At 33.6% G+C, this 13,529-nt stretch carries 13 protein-coding genes and 1 riboswitch; of the genes, 11 read left to right on the top strand and 2 right to left on the bottom strand.

Annotation, left to right across the window (positions count from 1 at the left end):
• The first annotated feature begins 59 nt into the window (after positions 1-59).
• On the top strand, positions 60-398 hold the full coding sequence (locus ACFSJT_RS12810) for a hypothetical protein (protein ID WP_378320683.1): 339 nt from the start codon (positions 60-62) through the stop codon (positions 396-398).
• A 70-nt stretch (positions 399-468) separates the two neighbouring features.
• On the opposite strand, the gene ahcY is transcribed toward ACFSJT_RS12810, so the two are convergent.
• Complete coding sequence (gene ahcY / locus ACFSJT_RS12805; RefSeq protein WP_378320682.1) at positions 469-1,785, bottom strand: adenosylhomocysteinase; 1,317 nt, start codon at positions 1,783-1,785, stop codon at positions 469-471.
• Between the two features lie 134 nt (positions 1,786-1,919).
• On the opposite strand from ahcY, the gene ACFSJT_RS12800 reads away from it, so the two are divergent.
• The 8 genes from ACFSJT_RS12800 to ACFSJT_RS12765 all read left to right on the top strand — a co-directional run bounded on the left by ACFSJT_RS12800 (position 1,920) and on the right by ACFSJT_RS12765 (position 8,054).
• Positions 1,920-2,561, top strand: a complete 642-nt coding sequence (locus ACFSJT_RS12800) for a 4'-phosphopantetheinyl transferase family protein (protein ID WP_378320681.1) — start codon at positions 1,920-1,922, stop codon at positions 2,559-2,561.
• Between the two features lie 82 nt (positions 2,562-2,643).
• Complete coding sequence (locus ACFSJT_RS12795) at positions 2,644-2,904, top strand: thiamine-binding protein (protein WP_378320680.1); 261 nt, start codon at positions 2,644-2,646, stop codon at positions 2,902-2,904.
• A complete protein-coding gene (pnuC, locus tag ACFSJT_RS12790) occupies positions 2,888-3,520 on the top strand; it encodes a nicotinamide riboside transporter PnuC (RefSeq protein ID WP_378320679.1) in 633 nt (210 codons plus the stop codon). The genes ACFSJT_RS12795 and pnuC overlap by 17 nt, the downstream gene beginning before the upstream one ends.
• Positions 3,481-4,062 (top strand): AAA family ATPase, encoded by a 582-nt coding sequence (locus tag ACFSJT_RS12785; protein WP_378320678.1) that lies wholly within the window; start codon positions 3,481-3,483, stop codon positions 4,060-4,062. Before pnuC ends, ACFSJT_RS12785 begins: the two co-directional genes overlap by 40 nt.
• Positions 4,046-5,611 carry a DUF4301 family protein gene (locus tag ACFSJT_RS12780; protein ID WP_378320677.1) on the top strand — a complete coding sequence of 522 codons (1,566 nt, stop codon included), beginning with the start codon at positions 4,046-4,048 and terminating at the stop codon, positions 5,609-5,611. Before ACFSJT_RS12785 ends, ACFSJT_RS12780 begins: the two co-directional genes overlap by 17 nt.
• Complete coding sequence (gene arfB, locus ACFSJT_RS12775; RefSeq protein ID WP_378320676.1) at positions 5,608-6,009, top strand: alternative ribosome rescue aminoacyl-tRNA hydrolase ArfB; 402 nt, start codon at positions 5,608-5,610, stop codon at positions 6,007-6,009. The genes ACFSJT_RS12780 and arfB overlap by 4 nt, the downstream gene beginning before the upstream one ends.
• 207 nt (positions 6,010-6,216) lie before the next feature.
• Positions 6,217-6,534: a hypothetical protein gene (locus tag ACFSJT_RS12770; RefSeq protein WP_378320675.1), complete on the top strand. Its 318-nt coding sequence runs from the start codon at positions 6,217-6,219 to the stop codon at positions 6,532-6,534.
• Positions 6,535-6,704: 170 nt separating this feature from the next.
• A complete protein-coding gene (locus tag ACFSJT_RS12765; protein WP_378320674.1) occupies positions 6,705-8,054 on the top strand; it encodes a sigma-54-dependent transcriptional regulator in 1,350 nt (449 codons plus the stop codon).
• Here ACFSJT_RS12765 and ACFSJT_RS12760 read toward each other — a convergent pair.
• Positions 8,051-10,477 carry a hybrid sensor histidine kinase/response regulator gene (locus tag ACFSJT_RS12760; protein ID WP_378320673.1) on the bottom strand — a complete coding sequence of 809 codons (2,427 nt, stop codon included), beginning with the start codon at positions 10,475-10,477 and terminating at the stop codon, positions 8,051-8,053. The two genes, ACFSJT_RS12765 and ACFSJT_RS12760, sit on opposite strands and share 4 nt — an antisense overlap.
• A gap of 417 nt (positions 10,478-10,894) precedes the next feature.
• On the opposite strand from ACFSJT_RS12760, the gene ACFSJT_RS12755 reads away from it, so the two are divergent.
• Together ACFSJT_RS12755 and thiS are read left to right on the top strand one after the other, a co-directional pair.
• The gene (locus tag ACFSJT_RS12755; RefSeq protein ID WP_378320672.1) at positions 10,895-13,084 is read left to right on the top strand and encodes a TonB-dependent receptor; all 2,190 of its coding nucleotides are present in this window, start codon (positions 10,895-10,897) and stop codon (positions 13,082-13,084) included.
• 55 nt (positions 13,085-13,139) lie between these two features.
• Positions 13,140-13,240, top strand: a riboswitch (TPP riboswitch).
• Between the two features lie 71 nt (positions 13,241-13,311).
• The gene (gene thiS / locus ACFSJT_RS12750; RefSeq protein ID WP_378320671.1) at positions 13,312-13,512 is read left to right on the top strand and encodes a sulfur carrier protein ThiS; all 201 of its coding nucleotides are present in this window, start codon (positions 13,312-13,314) and stop codon (positions 13,510-13,512) included.
• Positions 13,513-13,529 lie beyond the last annotated feature (17 nt).

Below are 13,529 nucleotides of genomic sequence, written 5' to 3'. Positions count from 1 at the left end.
CTAAAGAGGGTTTTTGTTTGACCTTCATTATCTTTAGCTTTAAAATAATAATGTATTATATGAAAACTTTATTGATTAATACCCTGTGGTGTACTCTTTTCCTTGTATTTGTTTCTTTTCAAGTTACCGCACAAGAAATACCCAAATACGATTACCTCGAGGTTATTGTAATTCAAAAAGCTAATAACAGCGGAAAAGTTAAAAGAATAAAAGTGGAAGCACAGCAATCTTTAGAAGGAAAACAAATCACGATAAAACAATTAGAAAAATTAGTAAATACTTCTGATCTACTAAATTTTATGAACGCTGCAAATTGGGAATTTGTAGACAGACAATCAATAGTTTCTGAGGAAAATGATCCCGTTTGGATGAGTTATATTTTTAGGAAGAAAAAGTAAAGGTATAAAAGCAAAAACCCTCACTTTTGCGTGAGGGTTTAGCTATATATTCTAAAAGAGTCTTGAACTTCTAATATCTGTAGTACTCTGGTTTATAAGGCCCTTCAACCGTTACACCAATATATTCTGCTTGTTCTGGTCTTAGGGTTTCTAGTTCCACTCCAAGACGTGCCAAATGTAATTTTGCAACTTTTTCGTCAAGATGCTTAGGTAGCATATACACTTCATTCTTGTAATTTTCAGAATTGTTCCAAAGTTCAATTTGTGCCAATGTTTGGTTGGTAAATGAATTGCTCATCACAAAACTAGGGTGTCCCGTAGCACAACCAAGGTTTACCAAACGTCCTTCGGCAAGAATAATAATATCTTTACCATCAATAGTATATTTGTCTACCTGCGGCTTGATTTCATCTCTGGTGTTTCCATAGTTATTATTTAGCCAAGCCATGTCAATTTCATTGTCAAAGTGACCTATATTACATACGATAGCTTTGTCTTTTAAAGCTTTAAAATGCTGTGCTTGTACAATATCTTTATTACCAGTAGTAGTGATTACGATATCAGCATTTTCGATTACTGTTTCTAGTTTTTTTACCTCAAAACCATCCATAGCTGCCTGTAAAGCACAAATTGGGTCAATTTCTGTTACTGTAACGATTGATCCTGCTCCTCTAAACGATGCTGCGGTACCTTTACCTACATCACCATATCCACAAACCACAACACGTTTACCAGCAAGCATAGTATCTGTGGCTCTACGAATAGCATCTACAGCACTCTCGCGACAGCCATACTTGTTGTCAAATTTAGACTTGGTTACAGAGTCATTTACATTTATAGCAGGCATAGGAAGCGTTCCGTTCTTCATTCTTTCATATAAACGGTGTACTCCTGTAGTAGTTTCCTCAGATAATCCCTTGATCCCATCCACCAACTCTGGATATCTGTCTAGTACCATATTGGTAAGATCTCCACCATCATCAAGGATCATATTTAATGGTTTTCTGTCTTCACCAAAAAATAAGGTCTGCTCAATACACCAGTCAAATTCTTCTTCATTCATACCTTTCCAGGCATACACAGGTATTCCTGCCTCGGCAATTGCAGCAGCAGCTTGATCTTGGGTAGAGAAAATGTTACAAGAACTCCAGGTTACTTCGGCGCCTAGCGCTTGAAGTGTTTCGATAAGCACAGCAGTCTGGATAGTCATATGAAGACAACCAGCAATACGAGCACCTTTAAGAGGTTGCTCATCTTTATACTCTTCACGAAGAGACATCAATCCTGGCATTTCTGCTTCTGCTAATTCAATTTCTTTTCTTCCCCAGGCAGCTAATGAAATATCTTTCACTTTGTAAGGAACATAGGGTACTGTTTTGGTACTCATAGTAGTTTTATTTATGTTTATGAAGTGCATTTTAGTATTTAGCACTAAATTATTCTATTTTCGTTTTTTGAAAAGAAGGCTACAATCCTTCATTTTTCAGTTTGCAAAGGTACATAATAACTTTAAGAATTTAAATGCCTCTTTACAAAACTATAACAGTAGATGAAAGTACTAATGTGTTGATTTGGAAGATTGAAGAAACATATGAGTCACTTTGTGAAGGAATAGAATTGACCCAACATTGTCAGGATCGAGTAGATCATATGAAATCTGAGATTCACCGCAGGGGCTTTATGAGTGTAAGACATTTATTAGCAGTTATGGGATATGTGGATCACGATTTGTATTATGACGAATATGGAAAACCGCATCTTAAAGATGGAAGAAAAATTTCGATCACTCATTCTTTTGAGTTTGCAGGAATTATCATTAGCGATAAAGAAGTGGGGATTGATATCGAAAAACAACGTGAAAAAATTCAGAGTATCGCTCATAAGTTTGTAAAGACTTCTGAGAATGAATATGTAGAAGAGAATAGTATGGATAGAGTTCGAGCGCTAACTATTATCTGGGGGGCTAAAGAATCATTATACAAAATGTATGCAACACCGGGGCTAAGCTTTCAAGAGCATATTTATATTTCTTCGTTTATGCTGGATTATCCTTTTGTTTTTGGTGCAATTAATTATAAAAATGTAATCAGTCATTATGATTTAGCTTTTATAGAATTCGATGGGTATACTTGTGTATATGCCCTGCCAGCTTCTCAAGTTTAATAATTTTTTATTGTATAAAACACTTTTAAAAGTGTAACAATATCTACCTTCGTAAGATCAATAATTAATCTTACTTTACTAAATGCAGGTATCTATAGAACTCACACTTACCCCACTTCAAGATGATTATGAAGAACATATTATTCAATTCATAAAGCGATTACGGGAATCAGAATTTACAGTTTTAGAAAATCCATTAAGTACTCAAATTTATGGGGAATATGACCGAGTAATGGCTTTTGTAACCAAAGAAATAAAATCCGCTTTTGGCGACATGGATCACGTTTTGGTATATATGAAAATGGTAAAAACTAATAGAAGTGATTATGAGCCAAATTTTTGAATACCTATTTGGACAATATGCTGAATATTCTACACTCGATATCTCGTTAGAAATTATTGCTGTTGTTTTTGGTATTGCCAGTGTGTTATTTGCGTGGTTTAACAAAATATGGGTGTATCCAGCGGGTATGATTAGCACGATAATTTATGTGTATTTACTTCTTAAATGGTCTTTACTTGGTGATATGATGATTAACGCATATTACTTTATAATGAGTATTTATGGTTGGTATGTATGGACTCGCAAGATTGACGATACTCACGTTACACCGATCTCAAGAACAACGGCAATGGAAAAAATAGTGGAGGTTTTGATCTTTGTCGCTACCTTAATTTTCGTCTATGTAGTTTATATTACTTTTGATAAATGGAATGATTGGACTGCATATGTTGATACACTAACTACTGCAATATTTTTTGTTGGAATGTGGTTAATGGCAAGAAGAAAAATCGAAAACTGGATTTTTTGGATAATCGGTGATATTATTTCTGTACCATTGTATTTTTACAAAGGGTTTACATTTACTAGTTTTCAGTATATAATTTTTACAATTATGGCATTTTTTGGATATCTGGCATGGAAGAAAAACTTAGACAACAACCTGGCAACTGTATAAAAATTGTACTTTTTGGTCCTGAGTCTTCGGGTAAAACAACGTTATCTAAGCAGTTAGCAGAGCATTACCAGTGCGAGTGGGTTCCAGAATATATGAGAGAATATCTTCAAGAGAAATGGGACAAGTATAGTGAGGTTTGTTCATATGAAGACTTATTGCCAATAGCAGAGGGCCAAATAAAGTTAGAAAACGAATACTCTAAAAAGACAAATAAACTATTAATTTGCGATACCAATCTTTTGGAACTTAAAGTGTACGCTAAAGTATATTTTGAAGGCAAAGTGCCAAAAATATTGAATAAAATTTCACAAGAAAATGTTTACGATTTATATCTTTTAACTTATATTGACACTCCTTGGATAGCTGATGATTTAAGAGATAGACCCCACCAAAGAGAAGAAATGTTTTTGACATTCAAAGCGTCTCTTGATCAATATAATCTTCCATATATTGTTTTAAAGGGAGACAAAGTCTCTAGATTAGAAAAAGCAATACAAACTATAGACGAATTAATAGAGCAAAAAGGTGAATATAACAGATAAGGATATTAGGCTAATTAAATCGAAAGGGTTAACCGTTGACAAAGTACTTTCACAAATAGAAATCTTTAAAAACGGAATTCCCTTTGTACCCTTAAGAAGTGCAGCAACATTGAATAATGGAATTCTTAAATTCACAGAACACTATCAATCTGAATTAACCAAACTATACGATTCTCGAATATCAAACCTTGAAACTATAAAGTTTGTTCCTGCTTCTGGTGCTGCTACTCGAATGTTTAAAGATTTATTTAAATTTTTAGATAATTATGATTTCAAGAAAGAGAGCTTAAACTCTTATACCAATCATGAAAAAGCAAATGCAATACGTCTATTTTTAATAGGTTTAGAAAAATTTCCTTTCTACGATATTGTTATGCAAGAGATAAAGGTTTCCTATCCAAAATTTGAATCTTTATCTGAGGGAAGACAACTTTATATTTTTGTCGAAACGATGCTCAAAGAAAAGGGATTGAATTATGGAGATTTCCCTAAGGGATTGCTTCCTTTTCATAAATATACAGATAGTATAGCAACATCATTTGAAGAACATCTGTATGAAGCTGCAGGATACAATAAAAATCATAAAGGTGAATCTAAGTTACATTTTACAATTTCTAAAGATCATCTCGATGGCTTTAAAGAGGAGTTTGATAGAATCAGGAAAAAAGTAGAAGAAAAAACAAATACTAATTTTAATATTACATACTCTTTTCAAAAACCGGAAACAGATACCATAGCGGTAACAGAAGATAATGAGCCTTTTAGAAAAGAAGATGGTTCTTTATTATTTAGACCAGGAGGACATGGGGCATTGATTGAAAATTTGAATGATCTTAACGGAGATATAATTTACATTAAAAATATTGATAATGTTGTAGTTCGTAAATATCAAGACGAGGTCACAGGTTATAAGAAAGTGTTGGCTGGTAAGTTACTTGAGATTCAGGATGAAGTGTTTAGAATTTTGAACGCTATTGATCAAAAAACCCCTACTGAAGCAGAACTAAAGGACATCAAAAAATTTTTGGTACAGCAGCTTAATGTTAGATTACCACTGGATTTTGATAAGTTTTCAGAGAAATATAAACTAGAGTTCTTAAGAGAGTCTTTAAATCGCCCGATACGTGTTTGTGGAATGGTGATTAATGAAGGAGAACCAGGAGGAGGGCCGTTCTGGATAAAACGAGAAAATGGTAGGTTAATATTACAAATTATAGAGTCTCCACAAATCAATAAAGCAGATAGCAGACAAAAGAATATTTTAGCAAGTTCTACACATTTTAATCCGGTCGATTTGGTTTGTGGAGTTCGGGATTATGAAGGGAATAAGTTCAATTTATTGGATTTTGTAGATCCAGACGCTGGTTTTATTACCAAAAAAAGTATGAATGGCGAGGTACTAAAAGCATTAGAACTTCCCGGTCTATGGAATGGAGCTATGGCAAATTGGATAAGTGTATTTGTTGAAGTACCTATTACTACATTTAACCCGGTAAAAACGGTAAATGATTTGTTGAAATCTGCACATCAGGTAACTCTTTTTTCGTGAATACTTCAAAAATTATAAGTGAGTTAAAATTTAAAGCTGTACGAAGTTCTGGCGCGGGTGGACAGCACGTTAATAAAGTTTCTTCAAAAGTTGAGCTTAGTTTCGATATTACAACTTCAGAGGGACTTACAAACGATGAAAAACTGCTTCTTACTCAAAAATTATCTTCACGCTTAACGAAATCAGGTATTTTGGTCATACAGTGTGGGGATAGTAGGAGCCAGCATAAAAATAAAGAGCTGGTCATACAAAGATTGCTGGATATATTGAAGACAAATCTTCATATTCCTAAAAAACGAATCGCTACAAGACCTTCAAAAACTTCTATCGCTAAACGCTTAGAAAACAAAAAAAAACTGGCCCAAAAGAAAAGTAATCGAAAAAAGCCTCCTATGTAAATTTATCTTCCCATAGAAGTGTGTAATTTTTCTACACTTTTGTGTGTATTCCACGGTTTCTGGTTATTTGATGCAACCATTTATTTAAAATTAAAAACCTGATAATCAAACAAATACATGTTTATCTGATCGATCTCATCTTTTGGAACAATTATTACTTATTAATTATTGTTGATATAACGCAATAACCCAATGAAAAAGTTACCAATGATAGTAGTAATAGTAGTAAGTATCTTTTCTGCACAGGGTGCAATAGCTCAAGACGAATTGGCCATGAATGATGGTAACGAATTTTTTGATTATGAGTATGAGCTGCAAGAATATACTGAGATTAATGTTGTAGAGTTACCGCTTTCAATTCAGGAAACTGCGGCAAAAGATTATCACAGGTTCAAAATCGTAGAAGCATATATGTCTAAAGACAATACCTATAAAATTGTTTTAAAAGATAATAACGATAATACAAAAATTGTATTTGCAAGCGCTAATGGCAAATGGATAAAGCCAAACGACAATAAATCTTAAATCTAGGGGTAGAAAAAGGATATCGTTTTGCAACCAAGGACGATATAAAGTTGTTTAGTGCTAAAAAAGAGACTCACTCCCAAGGGTCTCTTTTTTTATGTTTTTGTTCATACTAAGTTTTTTAAATTGTAATTTTATATCATTAATTTTTAATCAACAAATTCTTAGACATGTCCAAAATACTTATTGTAGAAGATGACGTAGCTTTTTGTACGATGCTCAAGACCTTTTTACAAAAAAAAGATTATGAGGTGGTTACTGCATTCTCCGGCAATGAGGCTGTTCCAAAAATTAAGCAAGATGTTTTCGATGTGGTCTTGGCAGACGTAAGGCTTCCAGACAGGGATGGAATAACATTATTAGAGGAAATTCTTAAGAGCAATCCAAGTACCCAGGTAATAATTATGACTGGTTATGCCGAGATTAATATGGCTGTGAACGCAATTAAACAAGGTGCTTTTGACTATGTTTCTAAACCTTTTAACCCGGATACCATTCTTCAAACAATAGAAAAGGCCCTAAGTGCATCTAGCAATGCAACTCACGTTTTAAATCAGGTTAAAGTAGTTCCAAAGGTTACCAAAAATGTAAATAATTCTTTTGTAAGAGGGGTAAGTGACGCTTCAAAAAAATTGAACGAATATGTTGCTTTGGTGGCACCAACACGTATGTCTGTTCTTATTGTAGGAGATAGCGGAACAGGTAAGGAATATGTTGCCAGTAGTATTCATAAGTCAAGTAAAAGATCAGAAAAACCTTTTGTACCTGTTGATTGCGGAGCTATACCAAAGGAAATTGCTTCCAGTGAATTTTTTGGACATATAAAAGGATCATTTACGGGAGCTGTAAATGATAAAGTCGGACATTTTGAGGCTGCAAATGGAGGCACCTTATTTCTTGATGAGATAGGAAACCTAGGTTATGAATTGCAGGTTCAATTATTAAGAGCCCTTCAGGAAAGAAAAATAAAGCCTGTAGGTAGTAATAAAGAAATTGAGGTTGATATCAGAGTAATAGCGGCTACCAATGAAGATTTAAGCAATGCAGTTAAAGAAGGTGATTTTAGAGAAGATTTGTATCATCGATTGAATGAATTTACAATAAAAGTCCCTCCTCTTAAAGATAGAATTGAGGACTTAATGCTATTTGCGAATCATTTCTTAGAAGAATCTAATATGGAATTGGATAAAAACGTAGTTGGTTTTACAGATGAAGTATTAGAAGCTTTCAAAAAATATGACTGGCCGGGAAATCTTAGAGAACTTAAAAATATAGTAAAACGCTCTGTTCTTCTTTCTCAAAAGGATATGATCACACTAGATATTTTACCCACAGATATTGCCAATGCATCTAAAAGTACAAAACATACATACGGATTATTTAAAAATCAAAACGAGCAGGAGCTTATTTTAGACGCTTTAGAGAAAGCAAACGGAAATAAGGCAAAAGCTGCCAGAATGCTTTCTATAGATCGTAAAACTTTATATAACAAATTGAAACAATACGATATTAGTCTTTAATTTTCGACTTTAAGTTTACTTATTAAATCTTCTATTTTTTCGATTCCACTCTTAGTTAAATACACTATTGATTCTTTATCCAACTCATATTGATCGGGATGCTCTAATTTTATCAAAATAGGAACAACATCCTTTGCCTTTATTTGCTTAAACATTGGAAGCATTTTATGCGCAATTTTTTTGATACCGCTAATATCTTCGTCTTTAACCTTCGTTTTTAACTCTTTCACATTTTCAATTGTACTTTCATAAAATGTATCCAAAATTGCATATAAGGAATCAGAATCACCGTGTGCAAAAAGCATCAGGTCTTCCAAAGAATATGCTTCTTTCGAATCTTCGTCAGATGTAGTACTTGAATATGCTACCAAATCAACACTTAAAATTTCAGCGATAAGATCAATAAGTTCTCCTGGTGCATAGGGTTTTCTTAAGCTTCCAGAAAATCCTGCTTCTTGATATTCTGTAAACGAGGTGCTTGTTCTTCCTGATAATGCGATTACCGGTAAATTAGAATATGATGAATTATTTTTTATAGTTTTTAGTAGTTCAAATCCATCCATTTTTGGCATTTGAATATCAGTAAGGACTAGATCATATTCATTGTTTTGTAAAAATGAAATGGCTTCAATACCATTTTTACAAACATCATACGATAGTCCTGCCAAAGAAGCAACCTCGCTGGTTAATGCGAGCTGACTGGGATCATCATCAACAATCAGAACTTTTTTGTTCGAAAAACTTTGTATTTCAAGAACCTCGTGCTCTTCTTCAGGAGCTAATGAATTTGAAAGCTTTATGGGGATCTGAAAGGTAAATTCACTTCCTTTATCAGGTTTACTATCTAAACTAATGGTACCATCAAGTAACTCTATTATTTTTTTGGTAATGGCAAGACCAAGACCAAATCCTCCATATCTTTTTTCGGTATTTTCATCCCCTTGTGAAAACTCTTCAAATATATATTTTTGCTGTTCTTTTGTAATACCAATTCCAGTATCCTTTACAGAAACAACTAATTGTTTTTCACCTAATCCATTTTCAATAATTTTGCTTTCAACAGTAATAGCACCTTCGTCAGTAAATTTATAAGCGTTATTAACCAGATTAGTTAGCACTTGCTTGATTCTGAAAGGGTCACTTAGAAATTGTTTTTTCAATTGATCATCTGAGCGAATAAAAACATCCAAATTTTTCTTGTCATTAATAGGAATTACGCTAGATATGGTGTTTTCGATAAGTTTCTTTGGGGAGAATGGTAACTCTTCAATTATCATTCTGCCAGCTTCAAGTTTGGATAAATCAAGAAGGTCGTTTACCAGATGAAGGATATAGTCTGACGATTTTTTTAAATGATCCAGATAATGTTTTTGCTTATTATTTAACCCTGTTCTTTCTAGTAAGTCCGAATATCCAATTACTGTATTTAGTGGAGAACGAAGGTCGTGTGTAACAGTATTTATAAGGGATTCACGTGTTTTTAAAAGAGATTCAGTATACGTTTTTTCTGCCTCAAGTTCATTACGGTATTTTTGACTTTTAGAAACATCTTTGGTAATTAGAAATAAGAAAATAACTGCAATCAAGAAACTAATGGCAGCAATAATTAATATGATATTTGAAGTAGTTTCTAACACCTCATTGGAAGCATCCAGACGGGCAAAGTATTGCTTTCGTTCGTTTCGTTCAATAGCAGCAAGTAAATCTCTTAATTGTTTAGTTATAATCTGATCATTCTTAAGAAGATTATCCTCCTTTGCCGAGATTTCACGTTTGTATTTTCTATCCTTTTCTTCAAGTTCTGCCAGAACCTGTTTTACCGATGTTGCCAGAGAATCAACTGTTTGGTTGGTTAATCGTTTAGCATTGTCTTTTTTCGTATATTCAAGAATATCAATAAGTGCTCTTTTGGTACGGGCATCATATTTTCTGAATCTTTCATCATAATTGTCATATCCTCCAAAACTTTTATTTACCTTTTTTAGTTCATCAATTGCAGTCTCGTATAGCCCTTTTTGTTTTCGTTGCTCATAAATTCTAACAAGCTCTTCAAGGTTTTTGTTTTTACTATCGATAAGATCTTTGATACTGTCAATTTTTTTGGTTTGCAGGGTGTCATCTGATATTTCAGAGACTTTGTTAATTGTCTTAAGTATCGTGTCTATCTTTGCTTTGTACGTTTCAAATTTTATGATATCAGAAGTTTGTATGATGTTTCTTGTTAGACTTTCCGCTTCGTACAATCCTGTAATTGCTTCTCCAACCAAGAATAGCTTCTCATTGTTTTCACTTTTTATCTCTGTAATTTGTGTATAGTTGGTTATTTGGCGATAAATTATCCAAAAAGCAGTCACAGCAAGTACCCCCGCAAGCAAATATCCCGCAATGATTTTAAAGGTAACCGATCTTTTCGTATTCTTCATCTTCTTATTTTACCTACTATAATAACTTAAAAAATCAAAAAGCATTGTTTATTTGAGATTCCATTAAATAAAGTTACAATAAATCAACAAAACATAGTATTTTTGACCCGAAATCTCAAAGGGGTGCTTTTTGAAGTTTTGAATATAAGTTCGAAGTTTAAGAACGGTTACTTAAAATTTAAAACTTAATATCTATAATTTCAAACGGCTGAGATCATACCCGATGAACCTGGGCAGGTAATGCTGCCAAGGGACTGCGGAGCAAAAAAGATACTATGTATCTTTTGCGACGAGCGAGATGGTGTGGAGGATGATTATCTAGCTGATACCAAACTCATATCAATAGGCCATCAAGCAGTTATTAAATTTTTAACAATAGAATAATTACCCCTTTTATTCGTAAAAAATCATTTACGAATGAAAAATGTGTTATTTTATCTTACACTTTCGGCACTGAGTATAAACACATGGGCTCAGGAAAAACAAAAAGATTCTTTATCTAAGAAAATTGAAAAACTTGATGAAGTTTTAGTGAAATCTGTACGTGTTGATGCAGATTCACCCATAACTCATTCTAATATATCAAAAGAAGAACTTGCAGAGCGTAATCTTGGTCAGGATATTCCAATTCTTTTGAATTATTTACCAGGAGTGGTAACGACCACTGATGCCGGAACAGGAATTGGATATACGTATATAAGAGTTAGGGGTAGTGATGCTTCAAGGGTGAATGTCACTCTAAACGGAATACCTTTTAACGATGCAGAGAGTCAAGGTACTTTCTGGGTGAACTTACCGGATTTTGCATCTTCAATCGAGGATTTACAGTTGCAAAGAGGAGTAGGTACCTCGACTAATGGTTCTGGCGCTTTTGGAGCAAGTTTAAACTTGCTTACCGATGCTGTTTCAGAAATTGCAAATGCAGAAATTTCAAACTCTTTTGGCTCATTCGGGACCCGAAGACATAATGTTAAGTTTAGTACCGGATTAATTAATGAAAATATTGAGATTGCAGGCCGTCTATCAAATATTGTATCAGATGGATACGTAGATCGAGCTTTTGCAGACTTAAAATCTTACTTTTTACAAGGCTCTTATGTAGATGACAATACATTAATAAAAGCCATAACTTTTGGAGGACATAATATCACTTACCAATCCTGGGATGGTATAGATGCACAAACTTTAGAAAGAGATAGAACTTTTAACCCCATAGGACAATATACCGATGAAGAGGGGAATACTCGTTTTTATGATAATGAAGTTGATGATTACAAACAGGATCATTATCAATTGCATTGGAATCAAAGGTATGATAATCATTGGTCTACAAACCTGGGATTAAATTATACCTATGGGCGAGGATTTTTTGAACAGTATAAAGAAGACGAAGATTTTGCTGATTATGATTTTACGCCTATAGTTATAGGAGGAGAAACAATTAATTCAACAGATCTAGTACGTCGTAGATGGTTAGATAATGACTTTTATGTAATTAATGCTACTGCAAATTATAAAAACAACACTGCAGATATTGATTTTGGGGCTTATTATAGTCATTATGATGGGGATCACTTTGGTGAAGTCATTTGGGCTCAAAATGCTGGAGGGTCTGAAATACGTGATAATTATTACTTCGGAAACGGAAAAAAAGATGAATTCACGATTTTTGGAAAAGCTACCTATAGGATTAATGATCAGTGGAGTACTTTTTTAGATCTACAAGGTCGATTTGTAAATTATGAAACTACTGGCGATGCTTCGACCGGAGAACCACTAGAAGTTGACGAAAACTTTAATTTCTTTAATCCAAAAGCCGGTCTTACCTATCAGATTGATCCCTCAAATCAATTATATGCTTCTTATGCAAGAGCGAATAGGGAGCCAAGAAGAGATGATTTTGAGAATGGGATCAACACTGCCGAGACCTTAAATGATTTTGAATTAGGATGGCGATACAACAATAAAAGAACAGTTGTAAATACAAACCTTTACTATATGCAATATAGAAATCAGTTAGTATTAACTGGTGCATTAGATGATGTGGGAGCACCAATTCGGGAAACCAGCGGAGAAAGTTATCGTTTAGGGATAGAAATTGATGCTGATATCCAAATGTTAAATTCATTTAGAATTAAACCTAATATCGCTCTTAGTACTAATAAAAACAAAGATTTTGTTGCCACTGTAGATGGTGCTGTTACTAATCTTGGAGATACAGAAATTTCATATTCTCCAAGTATAGTTGCGGGTAACATGTTGATTTACCAACCAACAAAAGGTTTACAACTTGGATTTCTTTCAAAATATGTGGGAGAACAACATCTTAGTAACCTGGATAATGACGATCTAAAACTAGATAGCTTCTTTGTTAACGATTTGAACATTGTTTATGAGATCAAAGAAGTCTCTGTTTTCAGATCCATTGTGTTTACAGGATTAGTTAATAATATATTTGATCTCGAATATGAGTCAAATGGCTATTCTTTTGCTTTGGGTGACGTTCCTGATAATCAAAGTCCAACAGGAGTGAGAACAACATATTTTACCGGTTTTTATCCTCAAGCAGGAATCAACTTTCTGGTAGGAGCAACGCTAAAATTTTAGTTAAAACCATGGCTTAAAATAATTTTAAGCCATAGTTTTATTACCTTTATATGTATATAGACTTTAGGGGTGTCCTGGATTTCTGTCCAGGTCTGAGAAATACCCTTTGAACCTGATACGGTTAATGCCGGCGAAGGGAAAAGTTAAGATCACAAACGGTTTATGTGATTTTTCTTCTTCAAAATAGGTATATACGACCTAAAGTTTATGGAATTAATTTAAAAAATATGACCATAAACATAAACAATCAATCTCAAGTTATTTCAAAAAGTAGCTCCATTTCAACCTTACTGGAACAGTTAAATGTATCTTCTAATGGTATTGCTATTGCTGTTAATAACAAAATTATCACCAAAGAAAAATGGGGTCAGACTTTGATACAAAGTTCTGATAATATTACTATCATTAAAGCCACTCAAGGAGGTTAGCGGCACAAAACTTTTCA

The sequence above is a fragment of the Aquimarina celericrescens genome (genome assembly GCF_042682765.1).
GTDB lineage: Bacteria > Bacteroidota > Bacteroidia > Flavobacteriales > Flavobacteriaceae > Aquimarina > Aquimarina celericrescens.
Note: the sequence above shows the minus strand (reverse complement) of the source record. Positions and strands in the feature narration are given on the sequence as shown.